This is a genomic window from Novosphingobium decolorationis (genome assembly GCF_018417475.1).
Classification (GTDB): domain Bacteria; phylum Pseudomonadota; class Alphaproteobacteria; order Sphingomonadales; family Sphingomonadaceae; genus Novosphingobium; species Novosphingobium decolorationis.
Window position 1 is genome coordinate 2,802,901 of the sequence record NZ_CP054856.1, and the last position, 21,064, is coordinate 2,823,964.

Genomic DNA, 21,064 nt, shown 5'->3' on the forward strand with positions numbered 1-21,064 from the left:
TTCATCTTACATGTCCGCCTTCGCGTAGTCGTGATCCACCGAGCCCAGGCCGTTGATGTTGCTGCGCAGGATCTCGGGCTTGCGCACCAGGGTCACGTGGCCCACGCCGTTGATCTCGATTTCGGCGAGGCGCTTGGGGCCCAGCGTGACATCGCCCGCGCCGTTGACCTCGACCTTGACGTCATCGCCGTAGAGCTTGGCGAGGTCGATGTTGCCCGCGCCATTGGTGGTGACGGCCATCGTGCGGACCTTGCCCTCGGCTTCGAGGTCGAGCGCGCCATTGGCCTTCAGCGTGAACTGGTCCTGGTCGAGGCCGACCAGCGTGACGTCGCCCGGCGCGTCGAGATCGAGGCCCTCGATCTCGGGCGCGGTGATGACGACCTTGAGTCCATCGCCCCAGTGGCTGCGGCGGCCGTCGAGCTTGAGGCGGCCATCTTCCCAGACCAGGCGCTCCAGCAGCTTCTGGGGCCCCTTGACGGTCATGCTGGCCGTCTCGCCGCGCGTGAAGCTGAGGTCGACGGGCACTTCCATGGCGATCTGCGATCCGCTCTCGATGGCGAACTCGCGGGTCTTGGTGGGACCCAGGTCCTCGTCCTCGTCACCGAAGTGCCAGCCCCCTTCCTGGGCGAACTCGCGGCGGGCGTCCTCTCCCCCGACGATCCAAGCCCCGGCGAAGGCAACGAGCGAGAGGATCGCGGCGCTGGCGAAGACAATGAGCAGTTTGCGGAACATGATGTATCTCCTGCGGGCGCGGTTACTTGTCGGGGTGAATGGCGGGCTCGAGCACCCGGAAGTGCAGGCGGCCGAACCACATCAGGGCGTTGATGACCCAGATGCTGACGAGGATGAGGATCGCCGCGGCCGCGACCGATCCGCTCAGGATGCCGAGACCGGCGAGAAGGGCGACGGCCCAGCCTCCCGGGAAGCCGGTAAAGGGGCCGGCGAGAAGGACAAAGCCACCGGCGATGAACACCGCGATGACGGCCACGAACAGCGCGATGAGCACGCCCAGCACAGTCACGATGATCGGCAGCAGCAGGAGGATGTCCAGCGAGGCGAGGCCGACGAAGGCGATGATCGCGGCCCAGGCCGAGGACGGCGAGCGCGCCTCCTTCCAGTTGCGCTGGCCGAACTCGAAGCGCAGTTCGCGGGCGAGGCGCGCCGGATCGCCGAGCGCGGCGGCAATCTCCGCCTCGCTGCGGCCTTCGGCCATGCCGGCCTCGAAGTGCTCGGCGTAGTCGGAGAGGATGTCGTCGACGTCCTCGCGCGGCAGGCCCTTGAGCCCGGCTTCGAGGCGACGGATGAATTCAAGACGCGTCATGGCTGGATTCCCCTTCCTGCACGTTCGCGGGTTCGCTGGTGGGTTCCGGCGCAGTGGCGGCGGGCGCATCGCCCGCGATCAGTTCATCGACCGCGGCGGTGAAACCACGCCATTCGGTGATCTGCGCGGCAAGGCGCGTCTGGCCGGCTTCGGTGATGGCGTAGTACTTGCGCGGCGGACCGGACGGCGATTCCTCGAGATAGGTCGAGACCAGACCGTCCTTCTGCATGCGGCGCATCAGCGGGTAGATCGTCCCTTCGCCCATATCGACCGCGTCGGCCATGCGGCTGGCGATCTCGTAGGCGTAGCTGTTGCGCCGCGAAAGCAGGGCAAGCACGCAAAGGCCAAGCACCCCCTTCTTAAGCTGGACTTCGATTTCGGACATCGAATCATCTCCTGTCGATGGAGACTGTATATAGACAGCTAGTGTGTGATGCAAGGTACCTTCTTAAAAGAGGTACAGGGCCATGCTCTATACCGTGCACGGCAAGATAGGCGCCATGCGAAGGAATGTGTTTTTGTTCGCGACTTCCGTGACTTCGTCAGGGTCAGGCAGCCCTCAACCGGGGGGAAACCCTGATATCGGCGCGATGCCGGGTCGGGCGAGAGTGGCGTCCTGAGAGGTTGGGGGCTTCCTCGCGCGAATCGTCTTCGATTGCGCCGCTGTCCTTCGGCCCGTGTTCAGAGGAGAGTTCCGCGATGCACGACGACGATACGCCGCATTCCGACAGTCCCCACGCCGCACGCGAAGGTGACACGCCCAAGGGCATGTCCCGGCGCAGGATGCTTTCGGCCTCGAGCATGGCGGCGGCACTTCCCGCATTGGGATCGCTGATCGGCACGCAGAAGGCGCTGGCGCAGGCCGCGTCGGGCCGCAAGCCGAACATCCTCGTCATCTGGGGCGATGACATCGGTTGGCAGAACGTCTCCGCCTATGGCCTCGCAACCATGGGTTACCGCACCCCCAACATCGACCGCATCGGGCGCGAGGGCATCAAGTTCACCGACCACTACGCGCAGCCCTCGTGCACGGCGGGCCGCGCGGCCTTCATCACCGGCCAGTACCCGATCCGTTCGGGCATGACGACGGTGGGCCAGCCCGGCGCCGCACTCGGGCTTCAGGCCGCCTCGCCCTGCCTGGCCGAGGTGATGAAGATGGCGGGGTACCGCACCGGCCACTTCGGTAAGAACCACCTGGGCGATCGCAACGAGCATCTGCCCACCGCGCATGGCTTCGATGAATTCTTCGGCAACCTCTACCACCTCAACACCCAGGAAGAGGCCGAGCAGCGCGACTACCAGGCCTTCGGCAAGAAGTTCTCGGGCGATCTGGAGACGTACGAGGCGCAGTTCGGCACACGCGGCGTGATTCACAGCTTTGCCACCGACCGGGACGATACGACTTCGGACCCGCGTTTCGGCAAGGTGGGCAAGCAGACGATCCAGGACACCGGGCCGCTCACCCGCAAGCGCATGGAGAACTTCGATTCGGCCGAGATGATTCCGACCGCGCTCGACTTCATGGACAAGGCCAAGGCCGCGAACGAGCCGTTCTTCGTGTGGATGAACACCTCGCGCATGCACGTCTACACGCACCTTGACGATGAGTGGCGCTACGCGGCCGAGAAGTACACCTCCGAGGCCGATCTTCATGGTTCGGGCATGATGCAGCACGACCGCGACGTGGGCACCGTGCTCGACTGGCTCGCGCAGCAGGGCATCCTGGATGATACGCTGATCTGGTACTCGACCGACAACGGTCCCGAGCACGATTCCTGGCCGCACGGCGCGACCACGCCCTTCCGTGGTGAGAAGATGACCACCTACGAGGGTGGTGTGCGCGTGGTCTCGATGCTGCGCTATCCGCGCATGATCCCGCAGGATCAGGTGCTAAACGGCATCCAGGCCCACCAGGACATGTTCACCAGCCTCGCTGCGATTGCCGGTGTTCCGGACGTGAACAGCCGGATGCAGAGTGCCAAGAAGCAGTACATCGATGGCGTGAACAACGTGCCTTACTGGACCGGTCAGCAGGAGAATTCCAACCGCGACCACATCTTCCACTACTACGAGAGCAAGCTGACCGCGGTGCGCATGGGGCCCTGGAAGATCCACTTCTCGACCAAGGAAAACTACTACGACAACCTGGTCCCGCGCACGGCGCCGCTCATGTTCAACATCCGCATGGACCCCTTCGAGAGCTACGATTCGGTCGATGCCTACGGGCACCTGCTCCAGAAGGTCTCGTGGCTGATGCAGCCGATGGGCGTCTTGATGAACAAGCACCTCAAGACCCTGGCCGAATACCCGCCGGTGCAGGGCGGGGCCTCGTTCGACATGTCCAATGTCGTGGCCGAGTTCATGGAGCAGGGCCTCCAGTAACCCCTTTGTCCCACCCCCCCCCCCCCCGGGGGCCATCCTCAAGCATGCCCCGGATCGGTCGCGGCCGATCCGGGGCCCTTTTGTTTGGGGCTCAGGCCTCGATCCGGGTGATCTGGCGGTCGTGCCAGGGGGTGAGGAGGGCAAGAGCACAGATCGCGCCCACAAGGCACATGAGCATGTCCCACTGGGTGTCCCAGGGGTCGCCCTGGGTGCCCAGGAACGCCTCCGCGCCCTGACCCAGCGCCATGGCCGCGCCGAACTCGATCAGCTCGTAGGCGGCGCTCACCGCGAGGCAGCAGGCTGTGACCAGCACACTGGAAAGCCACCCGGGCGCAAGGCCGCCCCGGCGCAGCAGCAGTTCGCGCAGCACGATTGCGGGCACGAAGCCTTGCGCGAAGTGGCCGATCCGGTCGTAGGGGTTGCGCGCGAGGCCCAGCAGGTCCTGCAAGGTAAATCCCAGCGGCACGCGCGCGTAGGTATAGGCGCCCCCGAGCATGAGGATGAGGCCATGCAGGCCAATCAGCGCCAGCGCGAGGCGGGTCAGGGGCAGGCGCCTGCGGGAGACCCAGAGCACGGGCAGCGCGATCAGGACGGGGGCCACCTCCATCAGCCAGGTCGCGCGCTCGTACGGGCTCCAGCCCGAGGCCAGAAGGCCTGCCAGCCAGAGGAGGGTGAGGGCGGTCAGGTCGTGAAGGGTGGTCCGGTGCATTCCCGGCAGGATTGGCCAGATACCGGGTGCATGCAAGCCCCGGCAACACAAGGCACACCTGCGCAGCGCAGGCATGAAAAAAGGGCCGCGGTTGCCCGCGACCCTCTTTTCGTAAACCGGTGCGTCGGTCCGTTCGAAACTTAGCGCTTCGAGAACTGGAACGAACGACGGGCCTTGGCGCGGCCGTACTTCTTACGCTCGACCACGCGGCTGTCGCGGGTGAGGAAGCCGGCGGCCTTGACCGTGGCGCGCAGGACCGGCTCGTACTTCGAGAGTGCCTGCGAAATGCCGTGCTTCACAGCGCCGGCCTGACCCGAGAGACCGCCGCCCTTGACGGTGGCGATGACGTCGTACTGGTCTTCGCGCGCGGTGATCTGGAACGGCTGGGCAATGACCAGACGCAGGGTCGGACGTGCGAAGTAGACTTCCTGGTCACGGCCGTTGACGGTGATCTTGCCGGTGCCGGGCTTGATCCACACGCGGGCCACGGCGTCCTTGCGGCGGCCGGTGGCGTAGGCGCGGCCCTGGGCGTCGAGTTCCTGCTCGCGCAGGGGAACGTTCGAGACGACGGGGGTGAAACCCTGCTCTTCAGCAGCAGCTTCTTCGGTCGCGACTTCGGTGCCGAGGTCCTTGAGGTCGGACAGGCTCTGGACGGTATCAGTGTCGGACATTAGGCACCCACCTTGTTCTTACGGTTCATCGAAGCAACGTCGAGGGCTTCGGGCTGCGTACCACCGTGCGGGTGCTCGGTGCCGGCGTAGACGTGCAGGGCGCGCATCTGGTCGCGGCCCAGCGGACCACGGGGAATCATGCGTTCCACGGCCTTTTCAAGCACGCGCTCGGGGAAGCGACCGGCGAGGACCTTGTCCGCGGTGACTTCCTTGAGGCCGCCGGCGTAGCCGGTGTGCTTGTAGTAGGTCTGCTGCTTGAGCTTGTTGCCGGTGAAGCGGACCTTCTCGGCGTTGATCACGACGACGTGGTCGCCGCAATCGACGTGCGGGGTGAAGCTCGGCTTGTGCTTGCCGCGCAGGAGGTCGGCGATGATGACAGCCAGACGGCCAACCACCAGACCTTCGGCATCGATCAGATGCCACTTCTTTTCCACCTCGGCCGGCTTGATCGACCGGGTGACCTTTGTGAGCGCCTTCATGGCTGGTCTATCCCTTGTGTTTCGTGCGCGCGTCCGGTGGATTGGCGCTGGCGCGAATCCGTCCCGTACGCGGGAAGTGGCGCCAATTCGTCGAAATCGGGCGCCAAGTCAAGCAGGATGCGGCTTTGCGAAGAGGTAATATGATACCGTAATGTATCCTGCAGCGGTTTCCGGGACCGATCCGCAGGATGGATCGGTCTGGGCCGGCTCAGGTTTGCGCAGGTGTGAACAGGCAGGGGTCCACGGCAGGCTTGGGCATGGTCTGGGGGCCGCCGGTGCCGATTCCCCACTGGTCCATGACCTGGGGGGCAGGCGCGTGGACTTTCGCCTCGTGGGTGTCGAAGTCGACCTCGTCGAGTTCGGAGGTGTATTCGACGGCAAAGCCGCCCGGCGTCACGAAATAGCTGAAGGTGTTGTTGCCCGCGGTGTGGCGGCCCGGCCCCCAGCGCAGATCGGTGCCGCGCTTCTGCAGACGGCTGGCGCCACGCATCATGTCATCGAGGCTGAGCATGTCGTAGGCGACGTGGTTGAGACAGGGCGGGCCTGGCAGAATGGCGATGCGGTGATGGGCCGCGTTGCAGCGCAGGAAGCACATGAAATCGCCCAGCCAGTCCGAGACGCGAAAGCCCAGCACATCGGTGAAGAAGCGCACCAGCGCCTGATGGTCGGGCGAATGCAGGACTATGTGGCTGATCTTCACGGGCACACCTTCCCAGCGCTCCAGCGGGCGCTTGTCGAGGGGCGCGACCTCGGCCGAGATCTCGAAGGGCAGGCCATCGGGGGAGAAGAAGCGGAAGCCGTAGCCGCCTCCGGGCGCGTCGAGCGGGCGGGGCGCGTGGATGATGGAGCACCCTGCGTCCTGCACCGCTGTGTGGAGGGCATCGACATCGTCCCTGCCGGGAGTGGCGAGGGCGATGACCTCGACGCAGTTCGTCTCGCGGCGGTGGAGGCGCAGGACGTGGTGTTCATCGTGCCCCTGCGCCTTGAACCAGGCGGTGTCGTCCTCGGCCGCGACTTCGACAAGGCCCCAGTCCTGGGTGTAGAAGCGGCGCTCGGCGTCGAAGTCCTCGACACCATAGCCGACATAGCGAATCTCGGTCACGCGGCTCATAGGGCGGCCTCTTCCTTCTTGCGTTTCTCGATGATGCGGCGCGCGCGCGTGCCGCCGGTGTCGATGCCGAGCGAGAGCGGTTTGCGCTCCCAGAAGTCGGCGCCGTCGGTGTTGGCGTAGGCGGCCTCGATGATCGGCTTGTCCTCTTCGCCGAAGGCCGCTCCCATGAGACCGGCCAGCATGGCGTCGCCCTCGGGGGAGGGGGGGCCCTGCCGCGTGGTCGCCCAGAAGTAGTGGCTGGAGCCTTCCGTCTCGGGGGTGAGGATGTGCGCCTGGTGGGCGATCACGCCCTCGGCCCGGTCGCCGCCCTGGGGGCAGGCGCCGACCTGCAGGTACATGCTGGCGGGCGCCTCCCAGCGCATGTCCAGCCAGTGGTCGGTGATCATGGCCGGGTCGTAGATCCCGAAGGTGTGCGCGGGCGCGGGGATTGCGGGCATCCACCAGTTGGAATGGAGCTGGTCGCCCTGCGCCTTGACCTCGTGGGTCCCGGCAAAGATCACGCCGCGCCCGGCAAAGGTGCCCTTGTGGACGAACTCGATGTGCGAGAGGTCCATCAGGTTGTCGGTGCCGTATTCGTAGTTCGCGGCCATCGGCATCACGCCGGTGATGGGCGCATGGCCGTCGATCACGATGGCCGAAAAATCGGGCACCGGCGTCTCTTCGGCGCGCGCGGGATCGCCGGGCCAGAACCAGACGATGTGGTCGCGCTCGACCACGGGAAAGCTGCGCAGCTGCGCGCCTGCGGGGATCTTCTCGGAGAAGGGATTGCGCACGCACTGGCCCGCGGCATCGAAGGTGAGGCCGTGGTACGGGCACACAATGGTGTCCCCCTCGCGCTCGCCCTTGCTGAGCGGGGCGTAGCGGTGCGGGCAGCGGTCGACCAGCGCCGCCGCGGTGCCGTCCTGTCGGCGCATGAGCAGTATCGGCTCGCCGAGCAGGCGGCGGCGGAGCATGTCCTCGCCCACTTCATGGCTCCAGGCGGCCATGTACCAGGCGTTCTCGAGGAAGGGTTTCGTCTCGGTCATGTCGAAAGTCCTGTGCTTGGACGCTCAGTAGGCGTCCATGTCGTCGGCGATCTCGAAGGGGCCCGGGTAGGCGGCGGAGAGGGTGGTGAGGTAGGCGAAGTGCTCGGGGCTGCGCGGGTCCCAGCCCGAGAAGTGCGTGACGACCAGTCCGCCCACGTCCGCGCGCGCGGCGAGCGCGCCAAGGTCGGCGGGCGAGAGATGGTGGTGCGCCAGGTGCGTCTGCATGGCCTGCAACTGCCCCTCGGGAATACCGGGGTTGGCCGCGATCAGGCGCGCGATGGTGAGCGGAATGTCCATCATCTCGGCAACCATCAGGTCCGCGCCCTTCGCCAGCTCCTCGAGCCGCGCGCTGGGGCCGGTGTCGCCGGTGTAGACGATCGCGCGGCCCGGCAGATCGAAGCGCAGCGAGAGCGACTGGAAGCGCTGCGCCATCGCGCTGCCCTCGGGGAAGCTGTAGTGGGTGTTGCGCGCCACCGTGACGGTCATGCCGTCCACTTCGATCCGGTCGCCATCGCGCAGTTCGCGCACCGTGATGCCCGCGCGGTGATCGACGGGCGGCGCGCCTTCCACGCCATAGTTCGCGGTGACCCCCGGGACCATCGAGGCGAGGAGGCCCTCGACCAGTTCGCGCGTTCCGGGCGGTCCGTAGATGGTCAGCGGATCGCGCGCGCTGGTCTGGAAGCGCAGGCCGAGGACGGCCGCCAGGCCGCCGGTGTGGTCGAAGTGCAGGTGGCTGAGGAAGATCGCGTCCACCGCGCGCGATTGCACCCCGGCCTGCTCCATCCGCCCCGCCGCGCCATCGCCCACGTCGACCAGGTAGTCCTTTCCGGCAAAGCGCAGCAGGTTTGCAGGCTGTGAGCGCTCGGGCACGACCACGGGCCCCGCATTGGTGCCCAGCGTGATCCAGGTCCCCAGACCTTTCCTGTCCGGTGCCGGCTCCTGCGCCGCGGCGGGCGTACCGGCCGCCGTGAGCAGGAGTAGGGGGAGGACGCGGCAGGCGAACGTGCGAAGAGGACGCATCAGAACGTGTACCCGACCCTGAGGCCGTAAGTGCGCGGGGGTTCATAGGCGGAACTGGCGACGTTGCCCGCGCCCAGCTGGTAGGTCGACTGCACCGCCTGGTCGGTCAGGTTGCGCACGAAGAGCATGACCGTGACGGGAATCTCGGTCGGCTCGAAGCGGATCGAGGCGTCCATCTTGAAGTCCGCGCCGCTGTCGCCGGTGGGCAGGTAGGCAAAGCCGATCACGCGGTTGGCGCGGTAGCGGCCATCGAGCGCGAAGGTGATGTCGAGCGGATCGAGTTCAAGCTTCTGCTGGACGCCCAGGTTGAAGCTCCACTTGGGCGCGTAGAGGGCAGGCTTGCCCGAGCAGTCGATGTCGAACGAGCGGACGGGCTCGGAAACCTGGGTGTAGCCGCAGCCCGTGATCGGGGTGAGGAAGTAGGGCGGGTCGCCTTCGTCGGACAGGTCGATCTGGTTGTACTGGAAGCTGTCGTAGGTGGCATCGAGGTACTGCGCGCCGCCATGGACGAGCGTGGTGGGGCCCGCCAGCCACTGGAAGTCCATCTCCACGCCCTTGACCGAGGACTTGCCCACGTTGCGCGTGTAGAAGGCGTTGTTGCCGTTGTCGTCGAGCCCCAGCGCGGCCAGCTGCTGGCCCCGGTACTTCCAGTAGAAGGCCTCCAGGTTCAGCTGCAGGCTGTTGTTGAAGAAGCTGTTCTTCGAACCCAGCGTCCAGGCGTCGATGAACTCGGGGGCGTATTCCTCCTGCCCGAAGGTGATGTTGAAGCCACCGGCGCGAAAGCCGGTCTCGAAGCTGGCGTAGACAAGGTTGTCGGGGCTTGCGTCGAATTCGACCGCGGCGCGCCAGGTCACTTCGCGGTCGCTCGCCGCGCGGTCGATCACGGTCGGGGTAATCGCAAGAAGCGCGGTGGGGCCCATGGGACCGAACGGGCCGAAGGGGAAGGCGCCGTAGGGGGCAGGCGCATCGAGCGGGCTTCCTGCCGGGAACAGCCCCGGGGCGTACTGGGCAAGCGAATCGCGCAAGGTCAGCCCCACCGGCACGGTCGGCAGGTTCGGGCAACTGGGCTGGCCGGAGGGCAGCTCGGTCAGGCAGATCGCGGCCAGCGAATCGGCCTGGGCCACGATGTCGCGCTTCTCGTCGGAATAGCGAAGGCCGCCCACGAGCCGCAGCGTATCGGTGAGGCTCCAGGTGACGCGCCCGAAGGCGGCCAGCGAGCGGGTGTGCGTGTCGAAGCTGTTGAAGGTGGTCGTCGAGAACTGGTTGAACGAATTGACGCCCTTGACCGTCTCGTCGAACCAGTACCCGCCCAGCAGCCACTCGACAGGGCCGCTCGTGCCCGAAAGGCGCGCTTCGAGGCTGTACTGCTCGGCGGTGTCGGAGTTGATCGCGGCCTTGAAGGGGGGGCCGTTGAACTGGTTGTCCAGCTTGGAGTGGCGATAGGCGGGGATCACGACGAGATCGACCCCGCCCAGATCGACGTTCACTTCGGCGTTGAGGCCCCAGTATTCATCGTCGCGGCGCGGATATGCATAGCCGGTCAGCGGCGCGAAGAGCGGGGCCGCGGTGGCCGTGTTCTCGATGAAGTCCAGGGCTTCCGGCGTGAACAGGCCGGTGTAGGGCGCGCGCACATTGTCCGGAGCCTCGACGTGGAGCCAGTTGCGGACCGTCGCGCCGGGATTGAAGGGGGTGAAGGTGTAGACGCCCTCGACGTTGAGACCGGGCCCTGTGCCCTTCTGAGTCGAGTAGTCGGCCGAGACGCGCAGGTTGATCGCGGGGCTGAGTTCGGCATAGATCTGTCCGCGCAGGGCCAGATCCTTGGCCGAGCCGGTGCCGTCCGAGAAGTAACCGTCGCGCTCGTTCACCGTCCCGGCAAGGCGCAGGGCGACATCGTTGCCGAGCGGCGCGTTCACCATGCCCGTCAGCTCATAGGCATCGTAGTTGCCGTATTGCGCGCTGACCGAGCCTTCCGAAACGCCCAGCTGCGGCGCGTTCGGGATCACGTTGATCGCGCCGCCCGTGGCGTTGCGTCCATAGAGCGTGCCCTGGGGGCCCTTCAGCACTTCCACGCGGTTGACGTCGAGGAAGGAGGCGACGGTCGAGGAGGGGCGCCCGATGTAGACGCCGTCGATGTTGAAGGCGACGGCCGGGCTGGTGTAGCCGTTGTTCGCGAAGTTGCCGACGCCGCGAATGAAGTAGCCGGTGTTCGCGCCGCCGCCCGCCGCGACATAGAGCGCGGGCGCCACGGTGTTGAGCTGGGTCGCGTCGGCGACGCCGTTCTGGACCAGCTGGTCGCCGCTGGCCGCGTTGATCGCGATGGCCGCATCCTGCAGGGTTTCGGCGCGGCGCTGTGCGGTGACGATGATGGCGTTGAGCCCGAAGGTCTCGCCTGTCTCGGAGGTCTGTGTCTGAGTGGCCTGAGTCTCAGTGGTCTGGCCCAGGGCGGGCTGCGCCAACAGGGCAAGGGTCATCGCCGTGCCGGCGACCAGGGGCGTACGCATCGCTTTCTCTCTCCCTAACGGCAGCTGTTTATCGCTGCACTTGCCATGCGTTCTTTCACTGCGCAGACTATCGGTCCAATTTTTTGTTTTTCTCGATAACTACAAATGGAATGAATGCATCATGCGGATGGATCATTTCGACCTTAACTTGTTGGTTGCATTCGAAGCTTTGCTTCAGGAGCGCAGCGTGACCCGCGCGGCGAAGCGGCTGAACGTGACGCAATCGGCGATGAGCGCCTCGCTCAAGCGCCTGCGCGAGAGCTTTCACGACGACCTTCTGGTGCTTCACGGCAAGAAGATGATTCCCACCCAGCACGCGCTGGCGATCGCGCCCGAAGTCAGCGATGCGCTGATACGTCTCAAGGGGCTGATCGCGATGAGCACGCGGTTCGATCCGGCGGCGTCCCGGCGCCTGTTCTTCGTGAATGCCTCGGACTACATCACCACGGTGCTGCTGGTTCCCCTGGTCGAGGTTCTCCAGCGCGAAGCGCCGGGCATTCGCCTCAACCTGTCGCTCCCCGACATGGACAGCGCGGACAAGCTGGAGGCGGGCGAGGTGGACCTGATCCTCACGCCCGAGGAATTCATGGATTGCGACCATCCGCGCGAACTCCTCTTCGAGGAGCGCTTCGTTGCCGTGGGCGCGCGTGACAACCCCCTGCTGGATAGCGAACTGACGCGCGAGGGCTTCCTTGCCGCAGGGCACGTGGCGGTGCGTATCGGCAATCAGGATACCTTTGTCGAAGGCGTGCTGAACACGCTCGTTCCCGAGCGCCGGATCGAGGTCTGCGCGCAGTCGTTCATCCAGGTGCCCTGGTTGTTGCGCGGCACCAACCGCCTGTCCGTCATGCATGAGCGGCTGGCTCAGACCGCGGCGCCCGTGCACGAGCTCGCCATCGCCGAGCTTCCCTTCCATGTCCCCAACATGCGCGAGATGATGCAGTACCATGTCGCGCGCACGCACGATGCCGGGCTGACCTGGCTGCGCGAACGCATCATTCGCTTCGCCCGCCAGCTTGCGCCTCAGCCCGGCCTGAGCGTGCCGGCAGATTGACCTGTGCGCCCGTCAGGCGGGCCTGCGCGCCGGGGTGTCAGAGCTCGCCCAGCCAGCCCAGTGTGGCCGGGGCGCCTGTGTCGCAGACCCAGCCCAGCACGGCGGGTGTGTCGTAGGGGTGGATCTCGCCAAGGCGCGCGACGGCGGCTTCGAGGAGGTCCGCGCGGGTCTTGAGGAGCAGGCCGACTTCGCGGGCGGTGTCGATCCGGCCCTCCCATTCGAACACGCTGGTGACCCCCGGGATCACGTTGCCGCAACCGGCGAGCTTCTCTTCGACGAGGGTTCGCGCGACCGCGAGTGCGGCGGCTTCATCGGGGCAGGGACACCAGACAAGTGCTCCTGAAAGGGGCGCGCCGGAAAGGGGCCCGTCCGCCATCTCAGGCCGCGCTCAGCAGGTTGACCGGATCGCGGCGGCCCAGCGCATGGGCGCCCCAGACCACGCTCATCACCAGCAGCGCGGCGCAGACCTGGTGGGCGACTGCCAGCCACAGGTTCACGCCCGACCAGATTGTCGCAACGCCGAGCAGGATCTGCAGGCCGAAGGCCATGTGGATCGCCACCGAGGCCGGGCGCTGGCGAATCGCGCGCAGGCGCCGCCCCATGACGACGAGGATCGCCACGACCACCCAGGCCCACCAGCGGTGAAGAAAGTGGACGAGGAAGGGATCGTTGAAGAGCGCATGGAAGAGTCCGCCCGAGGCATCGACACCCTCGGGGAAGAGATGGCCCTGCATCAGCGGCCAGGCGTCGAGGTGGAACCAGCCGGCTCCCGCGACGTAGCCCGCGCGCATGCCCGCGACGAGCGCCCCGTAGAACAGCTGGAGCGTCAGCGCGGCCATCGCCACGAAGGTGAAGCGCCCGAGCGAGGAGCGCGGCGTGCCCTGTTCGAGCTGCTTCAGGTCGAGCGCGGTCCACACGAGGCCGCCCAGCGTGAGGAGCGCGGTCAGGAGGTGCGCGGCAAGCCGGAAGTGGCTCACTCGGTCGAGCGCGTCGGGGGAGAGCCCGGAAGAGACCATCCACCAGCCCACCGCGCCCTGCAGGCCGCCCAGCGCGAGGAGGGCGAGCAGACGCGGCTTGTAGCCCAGCGGGATCGTGCGGCGCACCCAGAACCAGATCAGCGGCAGCGCAAAGACCAGCCCGATGATGCGCGCGATCAGCCGGTGTGCCCATTCCCAGAAATAGATGAACTTGTAATCGGCAAGCGTCATGCCCGCCGGGCCGTTGACATCAAGGTACTGCGGGATCTGGCGGTACTCGGCGAACTCGGCCTGCCACTGCGCGTCGGTCAGGGGGGGCAGGGCGCCGGTCACCGGCTTCCACTGCGTGATCGAGAGGCCGGATTCGGTGAGGCGCGTGATCCCGCCGATAGCCACGATGAGCACGACCAGCACGGCGACGGTGAACAGCCAGCGCACCATCGCGCCGATGTCGTCGTGGGTTCCGATGAGAGGGCGACCGTCCATGTTCTTCATGGGGACTCTTCCTGAGCCCTTGCCGCAGGTTACGCAAGTGCCCGCAGCCTCCGGGCGCGGTAAGGGCTCGGTTCGCGGCAAATTTCGGCCCCGCTCTTGATTAATGTTACAACGTTACATATTTGCCGAACGATGCGCAGCAACCCTTCCTCGATTCGTGGACGGCTCGACCGGGCCGGAATCCTGCTCAGCGGGCTTTGCGCGGTGCACTGCGTGGCAGGCATCGTGCTGGTCGGCGTGCTGGGGCTGGGCGGGGAACTGCTGCTTTCCCCCGCGATTCACGAAGTCGGGCTGGCCCTTGCCGTCGTGTTCGGCGCGGTCTCGCTCGGATTTGGCGTTCTGCGCCATGGCCGGATGACCCCGCTGGTGACCGGCGGGGCGGGCATCGTGCTGATGGCGCTCGCGCTGTTTGTCGGCCATGGCCTGCCCGAGGCGCTGCTCACCATCTGCGGCGTGGGCCTTGTCGCGGGCGCGCATCTCTTCAACCTGCGCGGCCACGCGGCCCACTGATCCCTGCGTTTGGGACGCGCAGGCGATGACCCTGCCGCTCCTCGCGAAAAGCGCCGCTCACGTAGCGGCTCGGCGGCGGGAAACCTTGCGCTCGGCGCAGGGCGCGCTATCTGCACCCACATGGCCCAGAACGACACGCCGAACGCCCTTATCTCGCTCACCGTCAACGGGGAGCCGCACCGGATCGCGGCTGGCTCGACGATTGCCGACCTTGTCGCGCACATCGGCCTTGATCCCACCAAGGTCGCGGTCGAGCACAACGCCGAGATCGCGCCGCGCTCGACTCTGGCCGACGTGACCCTGGGCGAGGGCGACATCCTCGAGATCGTCCATTTCGTGGGCGGTGGCTGACGCGCCTCCAGCTCCGTCCCCCGTTCCTGTTTCTCCTGTGATTTTCGCGCGCCTCGACGCCGCTGAAAGGATGCGACCCGTGACCGATACCGCCACCAACCCTGCCGCCGCCACCAACGAGGCCGACACCTGGACCGTTGCCGGGCGCACCTTCACCTCGCGCCTGATCGTGGGCACGGGCAAGTACAAGGACTTCGAGCAGAACGCGGCTGCGGTCGAGGCTTCGGGCGCCGAGATCGTCACGGTCGCGGTGCGCCGCGTCAACGTGTCGGACCCCAAGGCGCCGATGCTGACCGACTACATCGACCCGAAGAAGATCACCTACCTGCCCAACACGGCGGGCTGCTTCACGGCCGAGGATGCGATCCGCACGCTGCGCCTGGCGCGCGAGGCGGGCGGCTGGGACCTCGTCAAGCTGGAGGTGCTGGGCGAGGCGCGCACTCTCTATCCCGACATGCGCGAGACGCTGAAGGCCACCGAGATCCTCGCCAAGGAAGGTTTCCTGCCGATGGTCTACTGCGTCGATGATCCGATCGCGGCCAAGCAGCTTGAAGAGGCGGGCGCGGTGGCGGTCATGCCGCTGGGCGCGCCGATCGGTTCGGGCCTTGGCATCCAGAACCAGGTCACCGTGCGCCTCATCGTCGAGGGCGCCAAGGTGCCCGTGCTGGTCGATGCGGGCGTGGGCACCGCGTCGGAAGCGGCGGTCGCGATGGAACTGGGCTGTGACGGCGTGCTCATGAACACGGCCATTGCCGAGGCGAAGAATCCGGTAAGGATGGCGAAGGCAATGCGCCTCGCGGTGGAGGCCGGACGCCACGCATATCTTAGCGGGCGCATGCAGAAGCGCCGCTATGCAGACCCCTCGAGCCCGCTTTCCGGCATGATCTGATGGTTAATGATTTTATTGCCTAATACTTTCGGTCAGTGAGGTGTTCAAACGATTGCATGTTTAACGCGCGGGTAAGCGCGTGGGGCTTAAAGTGTGTCCATCACGGGAAAGGCGAAAGCTGAACAACGACACATAACAAGCAACGGACACAGCACATGGAATACGCAGGCACGGCAAGTCTCACGATCAGCGAGCTTCGGGAATTCGCAAGCTTCACCCCTTCGGAACAGCGCTATATCCGGCGCAGTCTCGATGTTGGCCTGGGGCGCCAGGACGCTTTCAAGCTCTGGGGCCGCGATGCCGGGGAAATGGCCTCGATCCGGGGCCAGTACGAGAGCTACCGTGACCTGCCGGCCCTGCGCGGTCAGCGCCCGGACGAGTATGGCTTTGCCGATCTCGATCCGTTCATGGGCAAGCTGGTGCGCATGGCCGCCTACGATCTGGCGCAGGGCGGGCTGGACAGCTTCTCCGCCTTCCGCTTCCTCTACGAACGCCTGCTGGGCGCCTGGGCCCGGCCCTGGCTCCCCGGGGCCTTCTGCGGCGCGGCCGCGCTCCCGCAGATCCGCCCCGACCGGCGCAAGACCCTGCTGCACTCGATCAGCGAGGCTGCCGCGACGGCGCCGGGCTGGTCGGCGCGCGAACCCGGCTTCTATCCCGAGTGGATCGAGCTCGAAGCCGCCTGAGACACCTTTTTCCTTTACCGCAGGGCCCTCGGGTCGCACCGCTTTCCCTGCACCGGGCCGCTCTAGAACGTAGCGTGAGGCCCAAACCGCAACCTGCGACCGGAAAACCCGGCGCAGGTTGTCGCCGTTCGGACAAATCGAAGGCGGCCCTGCACCCGAAGAGCGTTATGGCATCTTGTACTCCCGAGAGATCCGGTCTCTGTCGCAGCCGGAACGGAAGCAAGAGGTGTAACGCGTGACCAACAAGCCGCAGATGGCCAAACCCCAGACCGCCGGTCGCCGGGACATGCCCGGCCTGGACGAAGGCGATGACCAGACCTTCGCGATGATCACCGCGCTGGCCAGCGAACTGGCCATGGCGCGCGAGCGTATCGACACGCTCGAGCGCCTGCTGGCCCAGGCTGGCACGCTCGACGCAGGCGCGGTCGAGGCCTATGTTCCCGACGAGGACGCCGCCAAGGCGCGCGGCGCGCTGCGCCAGCGCCTGATCGGCAAGGTATTCCGCCCGATCAGCGAGGCGGCCATGCGCCGCGCGGCCAAGACCACTTCGAACCAGGGAGCCTGAACCATGTCGCATCCGATGCTTGCCAGCGCCAACCACGACGAGACCACCGAACAGCTCTTCGTGCGCGACCTGCAGTACTGGCTCTACACCGAGGTCGAACCGCACGAGCGCCAGATCGCCGAGGAACTGGACCCGGGCCTCAGCCACAACGCACGCGCCGAAGAGGTCTTCGACAAGCTGCACAAGGAGCCCGCGTTCCTGGGCTGGTCGAACATGCGCCGCACCACGCAGGAACTCCTTTGGGATTCGGTGTGGAACTGCGTCGATCGCCAGGCCGGTGAGCTGGACGCCAAGGCTTCCGAGGCGGCCGAGATCGGCTCGCTGACGCTGGCCGAGGACTTCCAGGTCCCCGATTACCTGGAAGACGCCCACGTCCATCTCATGCCCGGCGGCTACGGTTCGGACACCGACGGCGTGCGCCAGGGCGCGCTGATGGACCGCGGCGGTGCGGTCTACATGCTGGGCCGCAACGGCGGTTTCCTCAACGACGGGCGCGGCAAGGCCGTCGCGGCGCACCTCGCCTCGTGCTACCCCGATTTCCAGCCCGAGAAGCTGGTCGAACTGGGCTGCGGCGTGGGCTCGAGCGTCATTCCCGTCGCCGAAGCATACCCCAAGGCGGAGGCCTACGCGGTCGACGTCGGCGCCTCGGTGCTGCGCTACGCGCATGCGCGCGCCGCGCACTTGGGAGCAGCCATTCACTTCGTGCAGGACGATGCCGAGAAGACCCGCTTTGCAGATGAGAGCTTCGATCTCGTCTTCACCGCGGCGGTCATGCACGAGACCTCGCCCGAGGCGATCCAGAACATCCTCACGGAAAGCCATCGCCTGCTGCGTAAGGGCGGCATCGCGGTCCACCTCGAAGTGCCCGTCAAGTACGAGACGCTCGACCTGTGGAGCCAGGTGATCGCGGGCATGGAACGCGACTACAACAACGAGCCCGCCTGGCAGGAAGCCACCTCGGCCGACTACGGCGCGCTGATGACGGCGGCCGGGTTCGAGGACGTGAAGGTCGGTTTCCAGGATGCGGTCCTGGGGCCGGACATGTCGGCGAGCAAGTTCGGCGAGGAATCGAAGGGCGTCTTCCTGTCCTGGTTCGTGACCTCGGGCCGCAAGTAAGCCCGGGCCCGGAAGGGCCTGAACCGAAAAGGGGCGCTCTTCCACATAGGGAGAGCGCCCCTTGTTCGTGGCCGGCGTCCGCCGCGCGCTACTTCACCTTGCCCAGCACCCGGGTGAGGTCATTGCGCCATTTCGACCCTTCGACGATCTGGAGCAGGGAGATGTCGACCGGCTCGCGCAGGGCGCTGTCGGGGCCGGTGGCGATGGCATAGTCCTGCCGCCCGAACGTGCCGGGAAGGACGCGCAGGGTATTCGTGGTGTCCTTGCGCACGCGGTAGCGCAGCAGCGGCTCGTCGTAGACGAAAGCCTCGATCCGGCCCTCGCGCAGGGCCGCAAGGCCGCTCTCGATGTCGGGATAGCCGGTAAAGGCGATGCCCTCGCTGGAGAGCCATTCATCGCTTGCAGACGCGCGGATCGAGCCGACCGAGGCCACGGCGAGGTCCTCCGGCCCGCCGATCGCGCCGGTCAGTCGCCCGCTCGTCAGCGAGGAGGCGATCATGCCGGTGAAGGTCGAAATGATCAGGATTGCCGCGAACATCCAGACCAGCGCGATGGCCTTGCCCGCCGCCGTCCTGGGCGCCTTGTCGCCATAGCCCACCGTGGTCATCGTCACCGCGGAGAACCAGAATCCGGCAAACAGGCCGCGCGGGCCGGGCGCAAATTCCTCGGCGTTGTGGCGCCGCTCGACCAGCCAGAACAGGAGCCCCACCACCAGCAGCAGCGCGCATAGCGCCAGAATCGCCTGAAGGAACTGGAGCGTGAAGAAGTTGCGCAGGAGCGAAAGCCAGGCCGGCGGCGCCTTGGGCACGGCGATGCCGAAGCCGGTGGCGTAGAAGGGGTGGGTGAAGTCGACCTGCTCCTCGCGCGCGGCCGTCACCGTGAGCGCACCCACGCTGGCGTCATAGCGCCCGTCGGCCACCCCATCGACCAGACCGGCCAGGTCGCTCTCGACGAACGTGTACTCGTAGCCCCGCTGCTCGGCGATTTCACGCCACATGTCGATGGCAAGGCCCGACCAGGTACCATCGCCGTCCTTCATCACGAAGGGCGGGGCTACGCGCGTCGCGACGGTCAGGCTCTGCCCGGTCTCCTGCGCCCGGGCAGGCAGGGCCGAGAGGCAGGAGGCGAGTGCCAGGAAGACCGCGAGAAGGGAAAGCAGGGCAGGCGGTGTCTTCACTGGCAGGCGGGGCATGTGCACTCCGTGATGGGCCGCGACTGCGGCCGGGAGCGCCCATCCTGTCAGCTGCGGTAAAGGGCGTCCAGACGCGCGCCGTAGCGTTCCTTGAGCTTGTGGCGGCGGATCTTGAGGCTGGGGGTCAGTTCCTCGTTCTCGATCGCGAAGGGCTCGTCGGCAAAGGCGAACTGGCGCACTTTCTCGATCACCGACATCTCGCGGTTGACCCGGTCGATGGCCTCGCGAATGGCCGCGCGGAAGGCGGGCAGGGCCTGGAGGGTGGCCAGATCGCCCTCCTCACCGTTCTCCTGCGCCCATTCGCGCGCCCAGTCCGCATCGGGCACGATCAGGCCCACGACGTAGGGACGACGGTCGCCCGCGACCATGGCCTGCGCGATCTCGTTCTGGAGCGTGAGCATCGATTCGATCCGCTGGGGCGAGACGTTGTCGCCCTTGTCGTTGACGATCATGTCCTTCTTGCGGTCGGTGATGCAGATGCGGCCCTTCTCGTCGATGTGGCCGATGTCGCCGGTGTGGAGCCAGCCGTTCTGGAGCGCGGCCTCGCTCGCGGCCGCGTTCTGCCAGTAGCCGTGCATGACCAGCTCGCCGCGCACGAGGATCTCGCCATCCTCGGCAATCTGCACTTCGGCGCCGCGCATCGGCGGGCCGACAGTGTCCATCTTGATCCCGGCGCGCGGGCGGTTGACCGAGATGACGGGGCCGCTCTCGGTCTGGCCGTAGCCCTGCAGGAGCGTGAGGCCCATCGCCTCGAAGAAGATGCCGATCTCGGGGTTGAGCGGCGCGCCGCCCGACACGAGCGCCTTCATCCGCCCGCCGAACTTGGCGCGGATCTTGGGGCGCAGCGTACGCTCGAGCAGTGCGTCGAGCGGGTAGTCGGTCAGGCGCCGTTTGCCGGCGGCCTTGCGCATGGCGACCGCGATGGCCTGGTCCATCATCCACTTGGCCGCGCCGCCCTGCTTCTCGATCTGTTTCATGATCTTGGTGCGCAGAACCTCGAACAGGCGCGGCACGACGACCATGATCGTGGGGCCGACCTCCTCGATGTTGGCGGCGAGCTTTTCCAGCCCTTCGGCGTAGTAGATCTGGCCGCCGAGGCCGATCGGGAAGATCTCGCCCGCGGTGTGCTCGTAGGCGTGGCTCAGCGGCAGGAAGGAGAGGAAGACCTCGGGACGGTCGAGGTGGAAGTCGTCGAGGATGACCTGCGTGGTGCCCGCGATGTTGGTGAGCAGCATGCCGTGGTGCTGGCGCACCCCGCGCGGCGCGCCGCCCGTGCCGCTGGTGTAGATGATGCAGGCGAGGCTGTCGCGCCCGATGGAGACAAGGCGCGCCTCCACCGCCGCGCGCGCGGCCTGCGCATCGCCCGTCAGCATGTCGTCCCACAAGGAAGTCGCGAAGTTGCCGCCCTGCAGGCTGGGGAGAGCCTCCATGCCCACGACATGGCGGCACAAGTCGGTCTGGACGATGGCGGGAAGCAGCGGCTTTGCCAGCTTCGCGCTCGACACGATGGCTGCGCAGGCGCCCGAATTTTCAAGGATATGCGTATGATCGCGGGTGGTGTTGGTGGTGTAGGTGGGCACCGTCACGCAGCCCGCGGCCATGATCGCCAGGTCGGCGAGGCACCACTCGGGCCGGTTCTCCGAGACGATCAATACGCGCTCGCCGTCGCGCAGGCCCCGCGCGCGCAGGCCCTCGGCCAGGAGGCAGACTCGCCGCGCGGCCTCGGCCCAGCTGATCGAGGTCCATTCGCCCTCGCGCTTGGCCCAGAGCATGGGCGCCTCGCCCAGCGCATCGGCGCGGGCCAGGAACAGCGATACGACGTTGGCGCACCTGTCGAATTCGACAAGATCCATGGGCTCGGAAATCCTCTCTGCCTTGTACCGGGCTTGTACCGGGCCCGCGCACGTAGACTGTGCCGGGCGTGCTTCTCGGATCAAACGCTTAGGCCGCGCAATCGGTTGCGGCAAGCGGGCAGGGGGATTGTCAGAAAGGTCGCAAGGCGGACACGGGCTG

At 66.7% G+C, this 21,064-nt stretch carries 22 protein-coding genes; 8 read left to right on the forward strand and 14 right to left on the reverse strand.

Annotation, left to right across the window (positions count from 1 at the left end; all coding sequences use genetic code 11):
- Positions 1-6: 6 nt before the first annotated feature.
- Genes HT578_RS13085 through HT578_RS13095 form a run of 3 tightly spaced genes read right to left on the reverse strand, consistent with a single transcriptional unit; the run spans position 7 to position 1,706 of the window.
- Entirely contained in the window at positions 7-732 is a 726-nt protein-coding gene (locus HT578_RS13085; protein ID WP_213499941.1) for a GIN domain-containing protein, read from the reverse strand.
- Between the two features lie 22 nt (positions 733-754).
- Positions 755-1,321 (reverse strand): DUF1700 domain-containing protein, encoded by a 567-nt coding sequence (locus HT578_RS13090; RefSeq protein WP_213499943.1) that lies wholly within the window; start codon positions 1,319-1,321, stop codon positions 755-757.
- Positions 1,308-1,706 (reverse strand): PadR family transcriptional regulator, encoded by a 399-nt coding sequence (locus HT578_RS13095; protein ID WP_213499945.1) that lies wholly within the window; start codon positions 1,704-1,706, stop codon positions 1,308-1,310. Before HT578_RS13095 ends, HT578_RS13090 begins: the two co-directional genes overlap by 14 nt.
- A gap of 314 nt (positions 1,707-2,020) precedes the next feature.
- On the opposite strand from HT578_RS13095, the gene HT578_RS13100 reads away from it, so the two are divergent.
- Entirely contained in the window at positions 2,021-3,703 is a 1,683-nt protein-coding gene (locus tag HT578_RS13100) for an arylsulfatase (protein WP_239026281.1), read from the forward strand.
- Between the two features lie 91 nt (positions 3,704-3,794).
- Here the strand turns inward: HT578_RS13100 and HT578_RS13105 are convergent, their stop codons facing one another.
- From HT578_RS13105 to HT578_RS13135, 7 genes are all read right to left on the reverse strand, one after another.
- Positions 3,795-4,412 (reverse strand): DUF2238 domain-containing protein, encoded by a 618-nt coding sequence (locus HT578_RS13105; protein WP_213499947.1) that lies wholly within the window; start codon positions 4,410-4,412, stop codon positions 3,795-3,797.
- 140 nt (positions 4,413-4,552) lie between these two features.
- Complete coding sequence (gene rpsI / locus HT578_RS13110; RefSeq protein WP_039389854.1) at positions 4,553-5,083, reverse strand: 30S ribosomal protein S9; 531 nt, start codon at positions 5,081-5,083, stop codon at positions 4,553-4,555.
- A complete protein-coding gene (gene rplM / locus HT578_RS13115) occupies positions 5,083-5,562 on the reverse strand; it encodes a 50S ribosomal protein L13 (protein WP_039389852.1) in 480 nt (159 codons plus the stop codon). The genes rpsI and rplM overlap by 1 nt, the downstream gene beginning before the upstream one ends.
- A 208-nt stretch (positions 5,563-5,770) precedes the next feature.
- The gene (locus HT578_RS13120) at positions 5,771-6,673 is read right to left on the reverse strand and encodes a VOC family protein (protein WP_213499949.1); all 903 of its coding nucleotides are present in this window, start codon (positions 6,671-6,673) and stop codon (positions 5,771-5,773) included.
- Positions 6,670-7,698, reverse strand: coding sequence for an aromatic ring-hydroxylating oxygenase subunit alpha (locus tag HT578_RS13125; RefSeq protein WP_213499951.1), 1,029 nt, complete (start codon positions 7,696-7,698; stop codon positions 6,670-6,672). The genes HT578_RS13120 and HT578_RS13125 overlap by 4 nt, the downstream gene beginning before the upstream one ends.
- Positions 7,699-7,722: 24 nt before the next feature.
- Positions 7,723-8,718 (reverse strand): MBL fold metallo-hydrolase, encoded by a 996-nt coding sequence (locus HT578_RS13130; protein WP_213499953.1) that lies wholly within the window; start codon positions 8,716-8,718, stop codon positions 7,723-7,725.
- Entirely contained in the window at positions 8,718-11,219 is a 2,502-nt protein-coding gene (locus tag HT578_RS13135) for a TonB-dependent receptor (RefSeq protein ID WP_213499955.1), read from the reverse strand. Before HT578_RS13135 ends, HT578_RS13130 begins: the two co-directional genes overlap by 1 nt.
- Positions 11,220-11,346: 127 nt before the next feature.
- Between HT578_RS13135 and HT578_RS13140 the strand changes: the two genes are divergently transcribed.
- Complete coding sequence (locus tag HT578_RS13140) at positions 11,347-12,273, forward strand: LysR family transcriptional regulator (protein ID WP_277884202.1); 927 nt, start codon at positions 11,347-11,349, stop codon at positions 12,271-12,273.
- 37 nt (positions 12,274-12,310) lie between these two features.
- Here HT578_RS13140 and cutA read toward each other — a convergent pair whose 3' ends face one another.
- Positions 12,311-12,649, reverse strand: coding sequence for a divalent-cation tolerance protein CutA (gene cutA, locus HT578_RS13145; protein WP_213499959.1), 339 nt, complete (start codon positions 12,647-12,649; stop codon positions 12,311-12,313).
- Position 12,650: 1 nt separating this feature from the next.
- A complete protein-coding gene (locus HT578_RS13150) occupies positions 12,651-13,745 on the reverse strand; it encodes a COX15/CtaA family protein (RefSeq protein WP_213499961.1) in 1,095 nt (364 codons plus the stop codon).
- Positions 13,746-13,877: 132 nt separating this feature from the next.
- Here HT578_RS13150 and HT578_RS13155 point away from each other — a divergent pair, with 132 nt between their 5' ends.
- The 6 genes from HT578_RS13155 (at position 13,878) to HT578_RS13180 (ending at position 17,859) form a co-directional block, all read left to right on the forward strand.
- Positions 13,878-14,255 carry a MerC domain-containing protein gene (locus HT578_RS13155; RefSeq protein ID WP_213499963.1) on the forward strand — a complete coding sequence of 126 codons (378 nt, stop codon included), beginning with the start codon at positions 13,878-13,880 and terminating at the stop codon, positions 14,253-14,255.
- A 120-nt stretch (positions 14,256-14,375) separates the two neighbouring features.
- On the forward strand, positions 14,376-14,606 hold the full coding sequence (gene thiS / locus HT578_RS13160) for a sulfur carrier protein ThiS (protein ID WP_084592131.1): 231 nt from the start codon (positions 14,376-14,378) through the stop codon (positions 14,604-14,606).
- Positions 14,607-14,685: 79 nt separating this feature from the next.
- Entirely contained in the window at positions 14,686-15,495 is an 810-nt protein-coding gene (locus tag HT578_RS13165; RefSeq protein ID WP_213499965.1) for a bifunctional sulfur carrier protein/thiazole synthase protein, read from the forward strand.
- Between the two features lie 155 nt (positions 15,496-15,650).
- The gene (locus HT578_RS13170) at positions 15,651-16,178 is read left to right on the forward strand and encodes a hypothetical protein (protein WP_039389840.1); all 528 of its coding nucleotides are present in this window, start codon (positions 15,651-15,653) and stop codon (positions 16,176-16,178) included.
- A gap of 235 nt (positions 16,179-16,413) precedes the next feature.
- Positions 16,414-16,743 (forward strand): hypothetical protein, encoded by a 330-nt coding sequence (locus HT578_RS13175; protein ID WP_213499968.1) that lies wholly within the window; start codon positions 16,414-16,416, stop codon positions 16,741-16,743.
- 3 nt (positions 16,744-16,746) lie between these two features.
- Positions 16,747-17,859 (forward strand): class I SAM-dependent methyltransferase, encoded by a 1,113-nt coding sequence (locus tag HT578_RS13180; RefSeq protein WP_213499970.1) that lies wholly within the window; start codon positions 16,747-16,749, stop codon positions 17,857-17,859.
- Between the two features lie 88 nt (positions 17,860-17,947).
- Here the strand turns inward: HT578_RS13180 and HT578_RS13185 are convergent, their stop codons facing one another.
- Together HT578_RS13185 and HT578_RS13190 are read right to left on the reverse strand one after the other, a co-directional pair.
- Positions 17,948-19,051 carry a transporter substrate-binding domain-containing protein gene (locus tag HT578_RS13185; RefSeq protein WP_213499972.1) on the reverse strand — a complete coding sequence of 368 codons (1,104 nt, stop codon included), beginning with the start codon at positions 19,049-19,051 and terminating at the stop codon, positions 17,948-17,950.
- Positions 19,052-19,098: 47 nt separating this feature from the next.
- A complete protein-coding gene (locus HT578_RS13190) occupies positions 19,099-20,904 on the reverse strand; it encodes an AMP-dependent synthetase/ligase (RefSeq protein ID WP_039389836.1) in 1,806 nt (601 codons plus the stop codon).
- Positions 20,905-21,064: the final 160 nt, after the last annotated feature.